17 protein-coding genes, 1 tRNA gene and 1 other RNA gene are annotated in these 17,909 nt (G+C 72.1%); 11 read left to right on the top strand and 8 right to left on the bottom strand.

All coding sequences use genetic code 11. The features are described 5' to 3' along the window. Window positions 1–1,009, bottom strand: a 1,009-nt coding sequence (locus NUH29_RS08650; protein WP_258798677.1) for a DUF222 domain-containing protein, incomplete at its 3' end; no start/stop codon positions are given. Between the two features lie 218 nt (window positions 1,010–1,227). On the opposite strand from NUH29_RS08650, the gene NUH29_RS08645 reads away from it, so the two are divergent. The 5 genes from NUH29_RS08645 to NUH29_RS08625 are packed head-to-tail and all read left to right on the top strand — an operon-like array spanning window position 1,228 to window position 5,473. Continuing rightward, window positions 1,228–2,457, top strand: coding sequence for a multidrug effflux MFS transporter (locus NUH29_RS08645; protein WP_258798675.1), 1,230 nt, complete (start codon window positions 1,228–1,230; stop codon window positions 2,455–2,457). A 22-nt stretch (window positions 2,458–2,479) separates the two neighbouring features. Then, window positions 2,480–3,124, top strand: a complete 645-nt coding sequence (locus NUH29_RS08640) for a phosphatase PAP2 family protein (protein WP_258798674.1) — start codon at window positions 2,480–2,482, stop codon at window positions 3,122–3,124. Then, window positions 3,121–3,588 (top strand): hypothetical protein, encoded by a 468-nt coding sequence (locus tag NUH29_RS08635; RefSeq protein WP_258798673.1) that lies wholly within the window; start codon window positions 3,121–3,123, stop codon window positions 3,586–3,588. The genes NUH29_RS08640 and NUH29_RS08635 overlap by 4 nt, the downstream gene beginning before the upstream one ends. Then, on the top strand, window positions 3,585–4,862 hold the full coding sequence (locus NUH29_RS08630; protein WP_258798672.1) for a saccharopine dehydrogenase family protein: 1,278 nt from the start codon (window positions 3,585–3,587) through the stop codon (window positions 4,860–4,862). Before NUH29_RS08635 ends, NUH29_RS08630 begins: the two co-directional genes overlap by 4 nt. Then, on the top strand, window positions 4,859–5,473 hold the full coding sequence (locus NUH29_RS08625; RefSeq protein ID WP_258798671.1) for a GNAT family N-acetyltransferase: 615 nt from the start codon (window positions 4,859–4,861) through the stop codon (window positions 5,471–5,473). The genes NUH29_RS08630 and NUH29_RS08625 overlap by 4 nt, the downstream gene beginning before the upstream one ends. Before the next feature lie 19 nt (window positions 5,474–5,492). On the opposite strand, the gene NUH29_RS08620 is transcribed toward NUH29_RS08625, so the two are convergent. From NUH29_RS08620 to NUH29_RS08600, 5 genes are read right to left on the bottom strand one after another with little or no spacing between them, the layout of a single operon-like run. Next, entirely contained in the window at window positions 5,493–6,140 is a 648-nt protein-coding gene (locus tag NUH29_RS08620) for a hypothetical protein (RefSeq protein WP_258798670.1), read from the bottom strand. 28 nt (window positions 6,141–6,168) lie between these two features. After that, window positions 6,169–6,531 carry an SHOCT domain-containing protein gene (locus NUH29_RS08615; RefSeq protein ID WP_258798669.1) on the bottom strand — a complete coding sequence of 121 codons (363 nt, stop codon included), beginning with the start codon at window positions 6,529–6,531 and terminating at the stop codon, window positions 6,169–6,171. 1 nt (window position 6,532) lies between these two features. Beyond that, a complete protein-coding gene (locus NUH29_RS08610; protein WP_258798668.1) occupies window positions 6,533–6,961 on the bottom strand; it encodes a DUF6325 family protein in 429 nt (142 codons plus the stop codon). Window positions 6,962–6,994: 33 nt separating this feature from the next. Next, window positions 6,995–7,666, bottom strand: coding sequence for a GAP family protein (locus NUH29_RS08605; protein WP_258798667.1), 672 nt, complete (start codon window positions 7,664–7,666; stop codon window positions 6,995–6,997). 2 nt (window positions 7,667–7,668) lie between these two features. Then, window positions 7,669–9,327, bottom strand: a complete 1,659-nt coding sequence (locus NUH29_RS08600) for a SulP family inorganic anion transporter (protein WP_258798666.1) — start codon at window positions 9,325–9,327, stop codon at window positions 7,669–7,671. 170 nt (window positions 9,328–9,497) lie between these two features. Here NUH29_RS08600 and NUH29_RS08595 point away from each other — a divergent pair, with 170 nt between their 5' ends. From NUH29_RS08595 to NUH29_RS08570, 6 genes are all read left to right on the top strand, one after another. Beyond that, entirely contained in the window at window positions 9,498–11,858 is a 2,361-nt protein-coding gene (locus NUH29_RS08595) for a winged helix-turn-helix domain-containing protein (RefSeq protein WP_258798665.1), read from the top strand. Between the two features lie 65 nt (window positions 11,859–11,923). Then, window positions 11,924–12,148, top strand: a complete 225-nt coding sequence (locus NUH29_RS08590; protein ID WP_258798664.1) for a DUF8691 family protein — start codon at window positions 11,924–11,926, stop codon at window positions 12,146–12,148. Then, entirely contained in the window at window positions 12,145–13,086 is a 942-nt protein-coding gene (locus tag NUH29_RS08585) for an HAD family hydrolase (RefSeq protein ID WP_258798663.1), read from the top strand. Before NUH29_RS08590 ends, NUH29_RS08585 begins: the two co-directional genes overlap by 4 nt. Continuing rightward, window positions 13,083–14,705: a SulP family inorganic anion transporter gene (locus tag NUH29_RS08580; protein WP_258798662.1), complete on the top strand. Its 1,623-nt coding sequence runs from the start codon at window positions 13,083–13,085 to the stop codon at window positions 14,703–14,705. The genes NUH29_RS08585 and NUH29_RS08580 overlap by 4 nt, the downstream gene beginning before the upstream one ends. A gap of 9 nt (window positions 14,706–14,714) precedes the next feature. Beyond that, the gene (locus NUH29_RS08575; protein WP_258798661.1) at window positions 14,715–15,485 is read left to right on the top strand and encodes an ABC transporter ATP-binding protein; all 771 of its coding nucleotides are present in this window, start codon (window positions 14,715–14,717) and stop codon (window positions 15,483–15,485) included. Window positions 15,486–15,511: 26 nt separating this feature from the next. Further along, window positions 15,512–17,047, top strand: a complete 1,536-nt coding sequence (locus NUH29_RS08570) for a hypothetical protein (protein ID WP_258798660.1) — start codon at window positions 15,512–15,514, stop codon at window positions 17,045–17,047. A 532-nt stretch (window positions 17,048–17,579) separates the two neighbouring features. Here NUH29_RS08570 and NUH29_RS08565 read toward each other — a convergent pair. Both NUH29_RS08565 and ffs read right to left on the bottom strand, forming a co-directional pair. Continuing rightward, window positions 17,580–17,664: transfer RNA gene (locus NUH29_RS08565), tRNA-Ser, on the bottom strand. 113 nt (window positions 17,665–17,777) lie between these two features. Beyond that, an RNA gene (gene ffs / locus NUH29_RS08560) (signal recognition particle sRNA small type) lies at window positions 17,778–17,874 on the bottom strand. Window positions 17,875–17,909: the final 35 nt, after the last annotated feature.

The raw sequence follows: 17,909 nt of genomic DNA, 5'->3' as shown, positions 1-17,909 counted from the left end.
GGATCGGGATGGCGCCGGTGCTGCAGATGAACCGTTCCGCCGTGTCGATGGAGACCGTTTCGGTCTGTCCTTCGAAGAACGCCGCACCCACCCGGGTATCGAGGTCGGTCTTCGTGACCAGGATCCGCACGGCGGGCTTCCGGTCCCCGAGCAGCCGGTTCGGGTCGACCTGCGCACCGGCACGGACCAGGTCGACGAGGGTGTCGAGGGTGAGCTGCTCGGTGCTGCGCTCGTCCCGCATGATGTCTTCCGCACGCTCGATGGCGTCCGGTGCTACGAACCGGGGTCCGCCGCGTCGGGGGGAGGTGGCGGCATCGAGGATCGGCACCACGATCGCCGCGGACTCCGGATCCAGCAACCCCGTCACCCGGGTCATCCCATCCAGTTGCGGGGTGACCCGCAGGAACCGCTTCGCCCGGAGTTCCTGCTCCCGGGCGGCGACACCGGCCAGGTCGAGTTCGTCACGCACGCGGCCCGCACGGATCGCGAGTTGCTCGATGGTGAGACCCGCCGCCTCCGCCAGCAGCCGCTCCACCGCGGTCGCAAGGGCGTCCTCGTCGACACCCTCGGCGACGGTCAGGCGGGTGCGGATCAGCTCCGCCGCCTCCGCCGAGATCGTCGCGGCGGCGACCGCGTCGCCGATCAGCCGCTGCCACCGCGGCACCGGTGCCGCATCCGGAACCAGAGGCCGCTCAACCGGCAGCAGCTCTGCTGCCTTCACGAGCGTCCGCGCCTCCCGGGTGGAGGTGCCGGACACCTTCGCGATCAACTCTTCCGCGGTCCGCACCCCCTCCGACTGCGCGAGCCCGGCGTGCCCGAGTTCGCGGCGGGAACGGTGGGCGATCTCACCCGCCAAGGTCGCCGCGACCGCATCCAGACGACGCCGCACCTCGGCGATCCGACCCTGCGACGCAAGCAGTTCGGCATCACCCAAACCCGCCACCGACACGGGTGCGAACGGCACCGACAGGTCACCCACCCGGGTGAGGGAGTCGGTGATCGAAGCCATACCCGATCCTCCCACGACCCGAACGAATGTTCGAGAGTCAAGGCGGTATTGGTGGGTAAGTCACCACCGCATCCGAGCGGAAGGAGGCGACAAGACGCACATCCGTATGCGGCGAACCGGTTGAAACGTCACATAGAATGGGAGCGCAGAGCGGCGTCGCCGCTCTTTTCTTTTCTTTACTTCTCTCCCTCTCCACCCTCGACCCTGAGGTAGCTCCGTTGACTGCTGTCGTGCACCCCGGCGACGCGCTCTCGCGCGCCGAACGGCTCACCTACATCCTGGTGCTGGGTGCGCTGACCGCCCTCGGTCCGTTCACGATCGACCTCTACCTCCCGGCCCTGCCGACCCTGGAGAAGGAGCTCGCCGCACCCACGGCGCTCGTGCAGCTCACGCTCACCGCGACGATGGTCGGCTTCGCGCTCGGCCAGCTGTTCGTCGGCCCCCTCTCCGACCAGGTGGGCCGGCGGCGCCCGCTGCTCATCGCGACCGGCGTGCACATCGTGGCGTGCCTCGGCGCGGCGATCGCCCCCGACCTGTTCTGGCTCGGCATCGCCCGCGTGCTGCAGGGCGTCGGCGCTGCCGCGGGCGGTGTGGTCGCGATGGCCATGGTGCGCGACCTGTTCGGCGGCTACCCGCTGGTGCGGATGCTCAGCCGCCTCGCCCTCGTCTCCGGCCTCGCTCCGGTGATCGCCCCCGTCATCGGCTCGCAGCTGCTGCTGGTGGTCGACTGGCGCGGGCTGTTCGTGTTCCTCGCCGTCTACGGCTTCGTCGTGCTGGTGGCCAACGGGCTGTTCCTGCGCGAGACGCTCCCGAGCGAGGCGCGCAACGTGCGCGGGCACTCGACCGTCGCCCAGCGCTACGGGGCCCTGTTCCGCGACCGCATCTACGTGGGCGCGGTGATCATCGCGGGCATGAACTTCTCGGCGCTGTTCGCCTACCTGTCGAGCTCGTCGTTCCTCTTCCAGGACGTCTACACGCTCTCGGCGCAGGAGTACGGCATCCTGTTCGGCATCAACTCGATCGGCGTCATCGTCGGCGTGCAGACCTCGAGCCGGCTGCAGAAGCACCTCGGACCGCAGTGGATCATCGCGGGCGCCACGATCGTGCAGGTGGTCTCGGCGGTGGCGATCATCGTGCTCGACGCATCCGGGGCCGGGTTCCTCGGCATCGCGATCCCGCTGTGGTTCTTCATCGCGGCGTGCGGCTTCAACTTCCCGGCGATCTCGGCGCTCGCACTCGTGCGGCACGGGCACGAGGCGGGCACCGCGGCGTCGGTGCTGGGGGCGGCGAACTTCGGCGTGGCCGGCATCATCTCGCCGCTCGTCGGCATCTTCACGATCACCAACGCGATCCCGATGGCGTCGGTCATGGTGATCGCGATCGCCGTCGCCATCGTGGTGCTGTGGACGGTGGTGCGTCCGCGCACCGTGCCGCCGCTGGAAGCCTGACGCCCCGGTATAGCGTGGGCGGATGGAGCAGCCGAGCCAGCGTGTGATCCGCCGGCCGTACCTGCTCGCCGCGGGCACCGCGATCGCGCTCAGCGTCGTGCTCGGACTGCTCGTGGCGCTGCGCGGCGAGGAGAACAACCTCATCGACCTCGAGTGGATGGAGGAGGTGCTCGAGCACCGCGGCGCGTTCGGCGAGACGGTGTCGCTCGTGTTCGACTTCCTCGGCGGCGGGTGGTTCGCCATCCTGGTCGTGCCGATCGGCGTCGGCGTCGCGTTCGTCTTCGCGCATCGTCCGTGGTCGGCGCTCGACTTCGTGGTCGCCTCGGCGCTCGCCGCCGGCGTCTGCCAGCTGCTCAAGGCGCTCTTCGGCCGTGCTCGTCCCGAGCAGATCCTCGTGCACCTCGACAACGGCTCGTTCCCCTCGGGTCACACCACCAACGCGGCGGTCGTCGCGGTGAGCCTCGGCCTGCTGCTGCAGCGCGCCTGGGTGTGGGTGCTCGGGATGCTGTACATCGTCGCGATGGCGCTCAGCCGCACCTACCTGGGCGCCCATTGGCTCACCGACACGATCGGCGGCGCCCTGCTCGGCGCGGGCATCGCGCTGCTCGTCTGGTGCCTGCTGCTGCGGAAGCTGCGGCTGGAACCGCTCGGCCGAGGTGCGGCGTGATCCGGGGCGTCGGTTTCCCTCCCACGGCGCAGGCGCTCTGGAACCTGGGCGTCTCGACCGGTCCGCTCGGTCCGGTCGACTACACGGTCGAGGTGGATGGCCCGCTCCTGATCCTGGCGATGTGGCGGCGCCGTGAGGTCGTGCTGGAGCTGCCGATTGTGCAGGTGCGCGAGGTGACGGTCGGCGAGGTCGCCAGCGGGGCCCTCAAGCGCCGGATCGAACCGGCCATCCTGGTGCGCATTTCGGCGGTCAGCCGGGAGGTCGTGCTGCCGATCGTGCCCGTCACCGACACGGGCCGCTCCCTTCGCTGGAACGACCCGGAGATCTGGCAGCTCGCGTCCCGCCTCGCCGCTGAGGTCGGCGTTCCGCTGACGGGTCGTCGGGGACGCGGACCGGATAGATCCCACCCGGGTCACACCCACCGCTGGAACCGCTCCCGACGCGCCGCTAGCCTCGACGCATGAGGATCCTGCTGGTCGGGGCGGGCGGTGTCGGCGATGCCATCGCCAAGATCGCGGCTCGTCGCGACTTCTTCGAGACGATGATCGTCTCCGACTACGACCCGAGCCGCGCCGAGCGCACTCTTCGCTGGATCGAGGCGAAGCACGGCCCCCAGGGAGGGCGCTTCGTCGCGAGCCGGATCGACGCATCCGACCCCGAGAGCGTCGCCGCGGTCGCGCGCGAGCACGGGGCGACGCACGTGATGAACGCGGTCGAGCCGAAGTTCGTGCCGACGATCTTCGCGGGCGCGCTGGCGGCGGGCGCCGACTACCTCGACATGGCGATGAGCCTCTCCGAGCCGCACCCCGAGAACCCGTATGCCGAGACCGGCATCAAGCTGGGCGACGACCAGTTCGCGCAGGCGCCCGACTGGGAGGCGGCGGGTCGCCTGGCCCTCGTCGGCATGGGTGTGGAGCCCGGGCTGTCGGATGTGTTCGCCCGCTACGCCGCCGACGAGCTGTTCAGCGAGATCGACGAGCTCGGCACCCGCGACGGCGCCAACCTGGTGGTGCGCGACGAGGCCGGCCACGAGATCTTCGCCCCCTCGTTCTCGATCTGGACCACGATCGAGGAGTGCCTCAACCCGCCGGTGGTGTGGGAGAAGGACCGCGGCTGGTTCACCACCCCGCCGTTCTCGGAGCCCGAGGTCTTCGAGTTCCCCGACGGCATCGGCCCGGTCGAATGCGTCAACGTCGAGCACGAGGAGGTGCTGCTGATGCCGCGCTGGGTCGACGCGAAGCGCGTCACCTTCAAGTACGGCCTCGGCGACGAGTTCATCGGCGTGCTGAAGACCCTGAACCTGCTGGGTCTCGACAAGACCGCCCCGCTGCGCGTCCGCTCGGCGAACGGCCCCGTCGAGGTGGCCCCCCGCGACGTGGTCGCGGCCGCGCTGCCCGACCCGGCGACGCTCGGCCCCCGGATGACGGGCAAGACCTGCGCGGGGCTCTGGGTCACCGGCACCGGCGTCGACGGCGACCCGCGCGAGGTGTACCTCTTCCACGTGTCCGACAACGAGTGGACGATGGCCGAGTACGAGAGCCAGTGCGTCGTGTGGCAGACCGCGCTCAACCCGGTCATCGCGCTCGAGCTGCTGGCGACGGGCGTCTGGTCGGGAACCGGGGTGCTCGGCCCCGAGGCGTTCCCCGCGTCGCCGTTCCTCGAGCTCATGGCGCGTCCGGAGTCGGAGGGCGGCTACGGCCAGGCCTGGGGCCTCGACGACCGGACCGCGCGCGCATGAACCCGGCCATCCGCCCGTACCGGTCCGACGACCTGGCGCGGCTGCGAGAGATCTGCGTGCTGACCGGCGCCGCGGGATCGGATGCGACCGGTCGCTGGTCGACCGATGAGCTGCTGCCCGACCTGTTCCTCGAGCCCTACGTCACGGCCGCGCCGGACTGGTCCTGGGTGGTCGACGAGGGCGACGGCCCGATCGGCTACCTCGTGGCGGTGCCGGCAACCGAGCAGTTCATCCGCTGGTGGCGCCTCAAGTGGACCCCCTGGTTCTCGGAGCAGTACAGCCGCCCCGACGAGCCCTACTCGGCCGAGGAGGAGCTCGTGCAACGCGGCTACGACCCGTCCGTGCTGCGCATCGCCGAGCTCGAGGAGTACCCGGCCCACTTCCACATCGACCTGCTGCCCGGATACCAGGGTCGCGGCCACGGGCGGGCGCTCATCGAGAACACCCTGATCCCCTCGCTCGCCCGCGCCGGGGTGCCGGGCGTGCACCTGACGATGGATCCCGCCAACACCGCGGCGCGCGCGTTCTACGCGGCGGTCGGCTTCGAGGACCTGCCCTCGTCGACCCCGGACTCGCCGGTGCTCGGCCGCTGGATCCCCCCGCGCCCCTGACCGGGCTCCGCTCGGCGGTTCAGAGGAATCGCACCGGAAGACCGAGCAGGCCCATGATCCACACCGCGACGGCGAGGGCCACGAGCAGTGCGACGGCCACGATCGCGACCTGCAGCGGGCGGCGGTTCTCGAACCAGTAGGCGGACCCCGGGTAGGTGCGGAAGAAGTCGCGCATCGTCATCGGCTCGGCGATCACCTCGAGCGGCACGGGCAGCGCCTCGGCGAGGGCGAACAGGTCGTGGTCGTGCCAGAACGAGCCCCGCATCCGGAAGAGGCGTCGGCCGTCCGCTCCGGTCACGAGGAACTGCGCCACGGGATCGGGTGCGGCGCCCACGTAGGTCGGGACGAGGTACGCGTGACGGATCTGCGAGAGCGGGACCCGCTGCACGTGCGTGAAGATGCCGTTGCCGAGGAGCTCGTCGTCGGTGACGGCGCTGAAGATGCGCAGCTGCCGCCACAGCAACGACAGCCCGGCCACGAGCACCACGAGGTTGGCGAACACGACCACCTCGACCCCGCCGCGCGACGACGCGAACCAGTAGGCCACCGCGAACAGCGGCGCCGTGCTCAGCAGGATCGACGCGAGGGCGTTGCTCAGCAGCGAGAACTTCGGGCGCACGCGGATCCGCATCCGCACCGGGGTTGCCTCGTCGGCGGTCGCCGTCACGGCACCAGGCTAGGGCACGGTGATCCCGTCAGCCGAGCAGCTTCGCCTTGGCGGCCGCGAACTCCTCCTCGCTCAGCAGGCCCTGCTGTTTGAGGCCGGCCAGCTTCTGCAGCTCGGCGGTGAGGTCGACGCCCCCCGCGGGCGCGGCGGCAGGCGCGGCGGGTGCCGCGGGTGCCACGGGCGCCGCCTGGGCGACCGCCTGCTGGGCGGCGGCGTCGATCTGCGCCTGCTGCTGGGCGGCCTCGTACTGCTGCTGCTCGTAGGCGGCCTGCGCCTTGCGTTGCTGGTTGCCGGCCACGGCGCCGCTCACGGCGCTCGCGGTTCCGGCGACGACGGCGGTGCGGGCAGCGAGCCCGATGAGTCCGGGGCGTCCGAATCGGCGGATGGGCATGTCAGTCTCCTTCGACGGCGTCGACGATCGCGTTCACGATCGGGGCGGGGATGCGCTCGGTGCGCAGCACGACACCGCCGGAGGCGTCGAGCTTCTGCGCGAGCGTGCGGGCGTAGCTCAGCTCGAGGGCGATCAGCGCAGCGGATGCGCCGGGCGGGATGTGCTCCGCGAACTCCGCGATGTCCTCGTCGCCGGCGATGCCGACGGCCTCGAGCTCGATGGTGCCGAAGCCGTACTCCTCGGTCTCGTCCTCGATCTCGACCACCGTCACCTCCCCGTCCTCGCCGCGGCTGATGATCGTGAAGTCGAGCAATCGCACGAGCCCGCCCTCCAGCAGGTCGACGAGCGCCTGCACCACCCCCGGATCGGGGCGGTCGCCCTCGAACCCGACGAGATAGAGCTCGACGGGTCCGTAGCGGAATTCGGTCATTGTTCCTTCCCTTCCTCGCAGTTCCGCTCGGCGTCAGAGGGCGCCGATGCCCTTGCCGACCATGGAGACCCCGAGCACGAGCAGCAGCACGGCCATGATCGCGGCGTTCTCCGTCAGCAGCCAGCCGCGCAGCGACTCGAGCGGGCCGCTCAGTCGCCGGGCGGCGAGCAGGTACCCCACGACGGGCACGAGCACGGTCGAGGCGGCCAGCAGCGTGTAGACCGCGATCACGACGACCAGCTCGCCGGCGCCGAGACCGGACTCGCCGAGCGCGACCCCCGCCGCGACCGCCATGAGCAGGTTCTTCGGGTTCACGGCAGCCAGCAGGAAGCCGAGGCCGAGGGCCCTCGGGAAGGTGATCCGATCGATCGCCTGCATCCACTTCGGCACCGGAGGCTCCCCGTCGCCGCGCGGGCGACCCCGCCATTGCCGCAGCGCGAGCCACAGCAGCAGCGCGCCCAGCACGATCCTCACGACGCCGGCGATCGGCTGCGCGGCATCCGCGTCCTTCTCGGGCAGCAGCGACGACAGCAGCTCGAACACCGTCACGGCGACGACGATCCCGAGCACCCACCCGAGCAGGAAGCCGACGCTCGTCACCCGCGCCTTCGGCGAGAGCAGCATGAGGATCGCGGCGATGACGGGGATCGGGCTGATGGCGACGCCGAGGGCGAGGGGCAGCACGTCTCCGATGGCGGCGCCCATGGTCACGACCCCGTCCGGTCGGAGCTGAGCGCGGTGACGGCGGCGCGATTCGTGGGGAAGACCGTCTCGTCGCCGAGGATGCCGAAGCGCTCGAGGCGTGGCCGCGCTCGTGCCCGGAGCCGACTGAAGGCGAGCCCCACCCCTGCGTCGTCGAGCCAGTCGCGGAGGCCCTCGAACGACTCGGCGCCGGTCACGTCGACGTCGGTGACCGCCTCCATGTCGATCACGAGGTGCTGCACCGCGTCGGGGCCGCCCGCTGCGCCGATCGCCTCCTTGACCGCGTCGGCGAAGGTGCCGCCGTTCGCGAAGAACAGCGGAGCCGCCATCCGCACGACGATCACCCCGGGAGCCGTCACGGCACCGGATGCGGCGTCGTCGAGCAGGGAGTCGGTCGGTTCGCCGTCGTCGGCGAGCACGTCGATGGCGGGACTCGCGGCGCGCTTGGCGAGGTTCACGAGGGCGAGCACGAACGCCACCACGATGCCGGGGATCGACCCGACGAAGAGCGTCGTGAGGAAGCAGGCCGCACCGATCACGAACTCGAAGCGATCGAGTCGCCACAGCACCGCGAACTCCCGGATGCCGAGCAGCGGGAGCACGGCGACGCCGACGATCGCGCCGATCGCGGGGGAGGGGATGTCGGCGAGCAGCGCGGTGCCGAACAGCAGCAGCAGGAGCGTGCCCACCGCGAGCACGAGCGAGGGGAGCTGGGTGCGCGATCCGGCCTGATCCATCGCCGCGGTCCGGGAGGTCGACGACCCCATCGCGAAGCTGCCGCTCGCCCCCGCGGCGATGTTGCCGAGGCCGAACGCCAGCAGGTCGCGGTTCGGCCTCGTCGGGTAGTGCCGCTTCTCGCCGTAGGAGCGGGAGACCAGCAGGCCCTCGGCGATGGTCACCATCGTGAGCGCGAGCGCCGAGGGGATGAGGGCGAGCCACGCGCCCGCGTCGAGCATCGGCCAGGTGAGCACGGGTGGGCCCGCCGGCACCTCGCCGAGCACGGCGACCCCGGCATCCTGCGCGTGGGTGAGCGCGACGACGACGGTGGCGAGCACGAGCACCACGAGCGCCCACGGCACCGCGGCGAGCAGGCGCCTGCCGAGCACCAGGATGAGCACCGAGCACACCGAGATGAGCGTCGACCACACGTTGAGCTGGGGGAGCCCCGTGACCAGCCCGCCGAGCTTCTCGAGGAACTCGCCGCCCGAGGCGATCTTCACCCCGAGCATCTTCGCCACCTGCGACACGAGGATGTCGAGCGCGAGTCCGCCGACGAAGCCCACCAGGATCGGCTTCGAGAGGAAGCTCGCGAGGAATCCGAGCTTGAACACCGCGGCCAGCACGAACATGACGCCGCAGATGATCGCCTGCGCCATCGCCATGGTCAGGTAGTCGTCGGAGCCGGCCGCCGCGAGTCCGATGAGCGACGAGGCCACGAGGGCGGCCGCCGCGGCGTCCGGCGACGCCACGAGCTGCCGGGAGGAGACGACGAGCGCATAGACGATCGTCGGCACGACGAGGGCGTAGAGTCCGGCCGTGGCGGGCAGGCCCGCGATCTGCGCGTACCCGATGTTGAGCGGGATGGCGATGGCGATGAGGGTCACGCCCGCCAGCAGCTCGCGCCCGAGGTTCCGCGGGGTGAGGCCGACGAGCGGTGGTTGCACGCGCGCCTCCTCGTCCGAACCCGACCCCGCCAGCATGGGCGTGCGACCCGGGGCGGGCATCACCCGGCGGGGGTGATGGTTCGTGAACAGCTGGTGAGCATCCCTCGTTCGAGGGTGTACAGATCGGTCGGAGCCCCCTAGGCTGCCCCCGAGAGCGAAACCTTTCGGGAGTGCCGGTGCTGGTGGCGCGGGAACGACTGATCGCCGACCTGTCGTCGGACGGTCATCTGCTCGTCTGGGCGAGCCCTGGTTCGGGCAAGTCGACGCTGCTGCGTCAGTGGGTGGAGCATGCGCTCGCCCGGGGACTGCGCGCCGCGCTCGTCGACGGCTCGTCGGGCACGAGGCTCCGCACCGCCCTCGCCTCGCGATCCTCGATCGACGTGCTCGTGATCGACAACGCCGAAGCGCTGGCGCCCCCGCTGCGCGAGCAGATCGGGGCGATGCTGGAGGAGCAGAGCTCCCCGCGCCTCATCGTCGCCGGCCGCTGGGATCCGTTCCGCGCCTCGCCCGCCCGCTGGATCGCCACACGCGAACTGCGCACCGCCGACCTCGCCTTCACGCGCCCCGAGCTGTCGGCACTGCTCGCCCGTCGCGGCGTGCGGCTCGACGACGACGGCGAGCAGGGACTGCTCGACCGGATCGGGGGCTGGGCGACCGGCGCCGCGCTCGCCGCGCACGTGCTCGCGGATCGCCCGGATGCGCGGGAGCTCGCGGCGGACTTCGCGGGCGACCACCGGGCGATCGGCGACTACCTCGTCGACCAGGTGCTCGGCACCCTCGACGACCGCGACCGCGAGGTGCTGCTGGCCTGCGTCGTCCGCGACCGCATCGCGCCGGAGCTCGCCGTCGCGGTGAGCGGCGACCCGCAGGCGGTCGCGACCCTCGAGCGTCTCTCCCGGCGCAATCTGCTGGTCGAGGTGCGCGCGGGCGGCGACATCGTGTTCCATCCGGTGCTGCGCGCCTACCTCGTGGCCGAGGCCCGCCGCAACGGGACGGCGGCGCGGGCCGAGCGACGCGCCAGCGCCTGGTTCGCGGAGCGGGGGCGCCCCGTCGACTCCTTCGCCCACGCGGTCGCGTCGGGGCACGCCCCGACCATCGAGAAGGTGCTCCGCACCCATGGGGTCGAGTTGACGCTCCGCGCCGTCCCGCGGCTCGCGGAGGGCGTCGCCGCGGTCGCCGAGCGTGCGCCGCGGCTGGCCGCCCTGCTCCGCCTGCTCTCCGCGCTGCCCGATGCGCCGGCCGAACCCGTCGGCCCCGACGCCCTCGACGAGACCGGGGCATGCCTCGCCCTCGCGGCCGCCTGCATCCGTGCGCTCGCCTCCGGCCGGCCGCTGCCGGCCACCCCGCCCATCCCCGCCGGCTCCGAAGCCGAGGCCGCGGAGGCGCTGTCGATCTTCACCACGGCGGTGCTCACCCTGCACGCCGCCGGCACCGACCAGGAGCGCGACGCGGCCGTGGAGGGTCTGCTGCGGGTCGTCGGAACCGCGCTCGACGCGGGCTATCGGCTGCTGCGGGTCGCCGCCATGGAGGTCGCCCTCGAGGCGGCGATGGGCACGCCCGACTGGCGCACCGTCGAGCCCCTGCTCCTCGCCGCGGGCCGTGAGCTCGCACATGCGACGCTCGTGCCGACTCCGGCGAGCAGCCGCCTGCTCGTGCTCTCGGCGAGCCTCGCCTATCTCAAGGCCGAGTCGCTGCCCGAACTCGCGATGAGCCGACTGCTGTCGAGCGAGTACCGCGCGCGATATCCGGAGCAGCACCGCCGGGGCCGCGTGCTGCAGCTGCTCGACGAGCTCGGGGTCTCGCCCTCGCGCGAGGCAGTCCAGCGCCTCGACTCCTTCGTGCTGGAGGGTGCGGCCGACGCGGACTTCCTCTCGTTCGTGCTCGTCCCCTGGCTGTCGGGGGCGCTGCATCTCGGCAACCATCCGATGATCGAGTCCATCCGCTGCCGGGCCGAGCACGCCTTCGGCTCGGATGCGCTCGAGACCGCGTTCGTCGCCTTCGCCGCCGCCCCGGGGCGCGAGACGGAGACCGCCCTGCGCCACGCGATCGAGAGCGGTGCACGCAGCTGGGATCCGCTGACCCTCGCCCACGCCCACCTGCGGTTGGCCGTATTCTCGGACGCGCGGGGAACGACCGCGAAGGCGGCGAGCGACCTGGGCGAGGCGGTGCTCGTCGCGAGCCGCTACGGCGCGGTCCGCCCGTTCCTGCTCTTCCGGGCGGATGCGGTGCGGCTGCTCGCCGCGGACGCGGACCGACTCGGCGTGTGGAGCGAGGCGGCCCTCGGGCTGCTGGCGGCCTGCCGTCTGCGCCTCGGCGGGGGAGCCCCGTCCGCCCTCGCCGCGCTCTCGCCCCGGGAGCTGGCGCTGCTCGACGAGCTGCCGGTGCACCAGACCATCGCCGACATCGCGCGTCACCAGCAGGTCAGCCCGAACACGATCAAGAGCCAGCTCAAGAGCATGTACCGCAAGCTCGGCGTCGAGAGCCGGGCGGATGCCGTCGAGGCCGGTCGCTCGGCGGGCCTCATCGGCTGAGTCACCCCCGCGGGGTGATGCCCGCGCGCGTCGGGCGCGCGACCCTTCTTGCGGAGGGAGGCGCCGTGGTCACCTACGAGATCGTGCTCCCGTACGCGAGGTCCGATCGTCTCGCCGCTGCCTTCCCGGAGTTCGCCTGCGCCGACCTCGCGCGGCAGCGCACCGTGCTGGTCGGCGAACTCCACGATCAGGCCGAACTGCACTCCGTGCTGAACCGGCTCGCCGACCTCGGCCTCGAGCTCGACCAGGTTCGGCGCATCGACACCGCGACGCAAGGAGCACCCTCGTGACCGATCCGCTGCCGTCCTGGCGCGACACCCCCACCCGCCGCGCGATCGAGGCGTTCGTCGCCTCCGTCGTCTCGGGTGCGGATGCGGTGCCGCCCGAGGAGCGCATCGCGGTCTTCGACAACGACGGAACCCTCTGGGGCGAGAAGCCCATCCCGACCCAGCTGCACTATGTGGTGGAGCAGTGGAGGGCGGCCGTGGCGGCCGACCCGTCGCTCGCCGACCGCCAGCCGTACACGGCGGTCTCGCAGGGCGACCTCGGGTGGATCGGCGGCGCCGTCGACAAGCACTACGCGGGCGACGACGCCGACCTCATGACCATGATCCAGGCGCTCGTCGGCCTGACGGTCGACATGGACGTGGAGGACTACGCCGCATCGGTCGCCGACTTCTACGAGAACGCGCGCAATCCGGCGCTCGGCCGCCCGTACTCGGAGCTCGTCTACCAGCCCATGGTCGAACTGCTCCGCTATCTCGAGGGCAACGGGTTCACCTGCTACATCGTCTCGGGCGGCGAACGCGACTTCATGCGCCCGATGACGCAGGCGAACTACGGCATCCCACCCGAGCGCGTCGTCGGCTCGGCCTACGGTCTCGCCTACGACCGCGGCAGCGCCCGGGTGCGCTACACCGACTCGCTCGCGTTCTTCGACGACGGTCCGGAGAAGCCGGTGCGCATCTGGAGCCGGATCGGGCGCCGACCGATCCTGGCGGGCGGCAACTCGAACGGCGACCTGCCGATGATGGAGTTCGCGCTCGCCGGACCGCATCCGGGTCTCGCCCTCCTGGTGCACCACGACGATGACGATCCCGTTCGCGGTGACCCCGCCTACGACAAGGGGGCCGAGGAGGCTCTCGCGGCGGCCGCCGACGGGTCGATCACGGTCGTCAGCGTGAAGGACGACTGGGCCCAGGTGCATCCGGGGTCGACGGGGGCGTGATCGCGGAGTCCGGAACGCGTCGGGATCGCGTGCTGTTCCCGACGCTCGTCGGATACCGACGCGCCTGGCTGCCGTCGGATGTCGTCGCCGGCATCTCCGCGGGTGCCGTGGTCGTGCCCCAGGCGATGGCCTACGCGACCATCGCCTCGCTCCCCGTCCAGGTCGGGCTCTACACCGCGATCGTGCCCATGCTCGTCTACGCCGCCCTCGGCGGCTCGCGGGCCATGAGCGTCTCGACGACCTCGACGATCGCCACCCTCACCGCCTCGACGCTCGTGACCGCCGGGGTGGTGGCGGGGTCGGACGACGCGCTCGGCTCGGTCATGATGCTGGCCCTGCTGGTGGGCGGCCTCCTCCTGCTGGCCCGGTTGCTGCGACTCGGCGGGCTCGTCGAGAACATCAGCGCGGCGACCACGCTGGGCGTGAAGATCGGGGTGGGCGGCACCGTCGCGCTCGGGCAGGTGCCGAAGCTGCTGGGCGAGACCGAGGACGCCTCGGGCGAGGGGTTCATCCGCTCCCTGCTGGCGATCGGGCGCGCCGTCGGCAGCATCGACGTGCCGACCCTGCTGCTGTCGACGGCGTCCATCGTCGTGCTCGTGGTGCTGCAGCGCTTCGCCCCGCGCGTGCCGGGCGCGCTCGTCGTGGTGGTCGGCGGCATCCTGCTCGTCGGCCTCGTGCGGATCGACACCCTCGGCGTCGAGCTCATCGCGCCGGTGCCGAGCGGGTTGCCCGTCCCGGGGCTGCCGGACCCGAGCCACACGATCGCCCTCGTCCCGGGGGCGCTCGCGATCGCCGTCATGGCGTTCCTCGAATCGGCGGCGGTCGCCCGCACCCTGCGTCGGCCGGACGAGCCTGCGGTCGACGCCGACCGCGAGCTGCTCGCGACGGGTGCGGCGAGCGTCGTCGGCTCGTTCTTCGTCGTGCTCCCGGCGGCGGGCGGGTTCTCGCAGAGCGCCGTCAACCGGGGCGCGGGAGCGCGAACACAGCTCTCGGGCATCGTCACCGTCGTGCTCGCCGTGCTCGTGGCCGCGTTCCTCGGACCCGTGCTGTCGCTGCTTCCCCAGGCGAGCCTCGCGGCGCTCGTGTTCGTCGCGGTGGTCTCGCTCATCGACGTGCCCACCCTGATCTCCTGGGCGCGCGTCAGCCCGTCCGACTTCTGGATCGCCCTCGCGGTCGCCGTGTTCGGCCTGACCGCGGGGCTGCTGCCCGCCGTCGCGCTCGGCGTCGTCGTGACCCTCGTGCTCGTGCTGCGCGAGCTGAACACCCCGCACCTCAGCACCGCGCGCCGGGGGAGCGCCGTGGTCGTGCTCCCCGATCAGGGCCTCTACACCGCCAACGTGCTCGGCTACGGGCGCGCCGTCCTCGCGGTCGCCGCCGGCGAACCCGAGGTGACGCGCGTGGTGCTCGACCTGTCGCGCCAGCCGGTCATGACGGTGACCGTGCTGGAGGCGCTCCGCGAGCTGGAGCGCGACCTCGCCGCGACGGGGGTCGAACTGCACCTCGCGGCACTTCCCGAGCGGGCCGCGCAGGTCGCCGCGCGCGTCGACTGGTACCGCCGGCTCGCCGCCGCCGGACGGGTGCACGCGAGCCCGGACGAGGCGGTGCCGCCGGTCGGCTAGCGTTGCCGCATGTCCACCGCATCCGCCGTGCCCGCGCTCGCGCTCGCCGGTCTCGTCAAGCGGTTCGGCGGCACGGTCGCGGTCGACGGCGTCGACCTCGTCGTGCCGACCGGCTCGTTCTACGGGCTCGTCGGCCCGAACGGCGCGGGCAAGACGACCACGCTCTCCATGGCGACGGGGCTCCTGCGGCCCGACGCCGGATCCGCAGCCGTGCACGGCGTCGACGTGTGGACGGATCCCGTGGCCGCGAAGCGCATGGTGGGCAACCTCGCCGACGGGGTGCGCTTGTTCGACCGCCTCACCGGTGAGCAGCTCATCACCTACACCGGGCTCATGTTCGGGCTGCCGCGGGAGCAGGTCCTCGAGCGCACGGCCGACCTGCTGCGTCTCATGGACCTGGGATCCTCGGCCGGCACACCGGTCGCCGACTACTCGGCGGGCATGACCAAGAAGGTGGCGCTCGCCTGCGCCCTCGTGCACGCACCGCGCCTTCTCGTGCTCGACGAGCCCTTCGAGTCGGTCGACCCGGTGTCGGCGGCCAACATCGAGGACGTGCTGCGCTCCTACACGGCGAGCGGCGGCACCGTGATCGTGTCGAGCCATTCGATGGACCTCGTGCAGCGGATGTGCGACCACGTGGCGATCCTGGCGGCCGGCCGGGTGCTCGTCGCCGGCACGGTCGACGAGGTGCGCGCGGGATCCACGCTGCAGGAGCGCTTCCTGGAGCTCGTCGGCGGGCGCACCCGTTCCGAGGGACCGACGTGGTTGCGACAGTCCTGAGGCTCCGATACCGCATCCTCGGCAACATGCTCGCGCGGAGCGTGTGGCAGCTGGTCGGCTTCGTGTTCGGCATCGCGGGTGCCGCGGGGGCGCTCGCCGTCGCCGTCGTGGGCCTCGCGCTCATCGGCGCCTCGGGGCTCGACGCGGTGCGCGGGGTGATGACGATCGGCGGCGCCCTGCTCGTGGTCGGCTGGAGCATCGCGCCTCTCGTGGCGGGCGGTGTCGACACGACCGTCGAGGCCGAGCAGCTCGCCCCGTTCCCGCTCACGACGCGGCAGGTGATGCTGGCGCTGACGGTCGTCGGGATCGCGGGGGTGCCCGGCATCGCGACGACGCTCGGCGTGCTGAGCGGGTTCGCCGCGTGGGGGCGCTGGCCCGTGGCGGTGCTCGCCGCCGTGATCTGTCTGCCGCTCGGCGTGCTCGGATGCGTGCTCGCCTCCCGCACGGTCGCCTCGTTCTCCAACCGCGGCCGCGGTCGCTTCGGCAACGGCGTCGCGCTCGTCGCCTTCGCGCTGCTGGTGCTCACCGGGCCGATCCTGACCGGGCTGCTGGGTCTCGTCGGGGGCGCCGGCGACGACTTCGCCGAGCGCATCGGCGCAGTGGTGGCAGGCATCTCGTGGACGCCCGTCGGCGCCGTCTGGGCGGTGCCCGGCGACCTCGCCGCGGGCGCCTACCTCTCCGGTTCCCTGAAGCTGCTGATCGCGCTCGCGACCCTCGCCGCGCTCTGGCTGCTGTGGCGACGCAACGTGGTCGCCGCATCCGTGTCGCCGCGGCGACGGATCGCGAGCGGACGCGCCGGGCGCCTCAGCTGGTTCGGCATCGCCCCGACCGGTGCGACGGCGGCCGGCTGGGCGCGCTCGTTGCGCTACTGGCTCGGCGACCCCCGCTACCTGCGCAACCTCGTGATCGTGGTGCTGCTGCCGGCGCTGTTCGCGTTCGCCCTCGGCGGCCACGTCGAGGGCCCGCTGTTCGCGTTCGCGGTGGTGCTGCCCGCGCTGCTGCTGGGGCTCGTGCCCTATGCCGACGTCGCCTACGACGGCTCGGCGTTCGCCTCGGTGCTCGCGACGGGGATCACCGGACGCGCGGATCGCGCGGGTCGACTGCTCGGCGCGGCGAGCGCGTGCGTTCCGGTGGTGCTCGGCGTCGCGATCGTGACGGTCGCCCTGTCGGGGAGGTGGGAGCTCCTGCCGGCGGTGCTCGGGACGGGGCTCTGCGCACTGTTCGCGGGGCTCGGCATCTGCGCGATCAGCTCGGCGTACATCGTGATCCCGGTGCCGGCCTCCGGCGACAACATCTTCAAGCGGGTGCCCGGTCAGACCTTCACGGCGGGTCTCGCCCTCATGGGCTTCACGCTGCTCGCGGGTGCCCTGACCGCCCCCGCCCTCGGCCTCGCGGTCGCCGCCGCGGTCGCCGGCTCAGCGGCCCTCTCGTGGCTCTCCCTCGTCGTCGGCCTCCTGGTCGGCGTCGCCGCGGCCGTCGCAGGGGTGGCGATCGGCGGCCGCGTCTTCGACCGCACGGGCCCGCTCCTGCTCGCCCGGGTGCACGCGACCGCCGGCTACTGACCCGCCACCCCCATCCCGAATCAAGGAGTCGGGCATCCCGAATCAAGGAGTCGGTGTGGCCGCTGAGGTCTGTGTGACGGATGAGGGGCTCCCGCGCCTCGCGGTCCGTGAGATGGGTTGCCCGGTTCCTTGATTCGGGCGGCCGGCTGACCACGGCTCCGATCCGGTGCACCCGAAACGTGAAGAGCGGGCCACCCTTCGGGCGACCCGCTCTTCACACAGCGGAGGATGGGGGATTCGTCCCCACCGCACGGCCGTCACGCGGCTGCGCCGCGCGCCGCAACCGGCGGCGTGGGCCCACCTGCGATTCGAATCCGCAGCGCCCGACATGTGCGAAACGGCCCCACCCTTTCGGGCGGAGCCGTTTCGCACATCAGCGGAGGATGGGGGATTCGTCCCCACCGCACGGCCGTCACGCGGCTGCGCCGCGCGCCGGAACCGGCGGCGTGGGCCCACCTGCGATTCGAATCCGCAGCGCCCGACATGTGCGAAACGGCCCCACCCTTTCGGGCGGAGCCGTTTCGCACATCAGCGGAGGATGGGGGATTCGAACCCCCGAGGGCTTTCACCCAACACGCTTTCCAAGCGTGCGCCATAGGCCACTAGGCGAATCCTCCTGGCGTCGGTGTCGACGTCCCGACAAGCATACCGGCGCCGGGAACCGAGCGGAGCCGGGCCCTCGCGCGGGGCCGGCGGAGCGTGCGCCGCGGATTATCGCGGCGCCGACAAACACAGGGACCCCCCGCGCACCCGCCAGAGCCCGGTTACCCTTGCTGCGTTTCCGCCCTGGGGGAGTTGGCCTGGATGGCGCCACGCGGGGAGCCGCGGACAGTCTACCGGCATCCGCCTGCGTCTCCGCCCG

The sequence above is a fragment of the Protaetiibacter mangrovi genome, from assembly GCF_024752305.1.
In the GTDB taxonomy this organism is placed as follows: Bacteria; Actinomycetota; Actinomycetes; order Actinomycetales; family Microbacteriaceae; genus Homoserinibacter; species Homoserinibacter mangrovi.
Note: the sequence above shows the minus strand (reverse complement) of the source record. Positions and strands in the feature narration are given on the sequence as shown.

Bases quoted from the DNA above. Each gene is read 5' to 3' on its own strand.
- NUH29_RS08615 (WP_258798669.1), bottom strand. From the start codon at position 6,531: ATGCCCATCCGCCGATTCGGACGCCCCGGACTCATCGGGCTCGCTGCC.
- NUH29_RS08575 (WP_258798661.1), top strand. From the start codon at position 14,715: ATGTCCACCGCATCCGCCGTGCCCGCGCTCGCGCTCGCCGGTCTCGTC.
- NUH29_RS08640 (WP_258798674.1), top strand. From the start codon at position 2,480: ATGGAGCAGCCGAGCCAGCGTGTGATCCGCCGGCCGTACCTGCTCGCC.
- NUH29_RS08570 (WP_258798660.1), top strand. From the start codon at position 15,512: ATGCTCGCGCGGAGCGTGTGGCAGCTGGTCGGCTTCGTGTTCGGCATC.
- NUH29_RS08625 (WP_258798671.1), top strand. From the start codon at position 4,859: ATGAACCCGGCCATCCGCCCGTACCGGTCCGACGACCTGGCGCGGCTG.
- NUH29_RS08630 (WP_258798672.1), top strand. From the start codon at position 3,585: ATGAGGATCCTGCTGGTCGGGGCGGGCGGTGTCGGCGATGCCATCGCC.
- NUH29_RS08610 (WP_258798668.1), bottom strand. From the start codon at position 6,961: ATGACCGAATTCCGCTACGGACCCGTCGAGCTCTATCTCGTCGGGTTC.
- NUH29_RS08605 (WP_258798667.1), bottom strand. From the start codon at position 7,666: ATGGGCGCCGCCATCGGAGACGTGCTGCCCCTCGCCCTCGGCGTCGCC.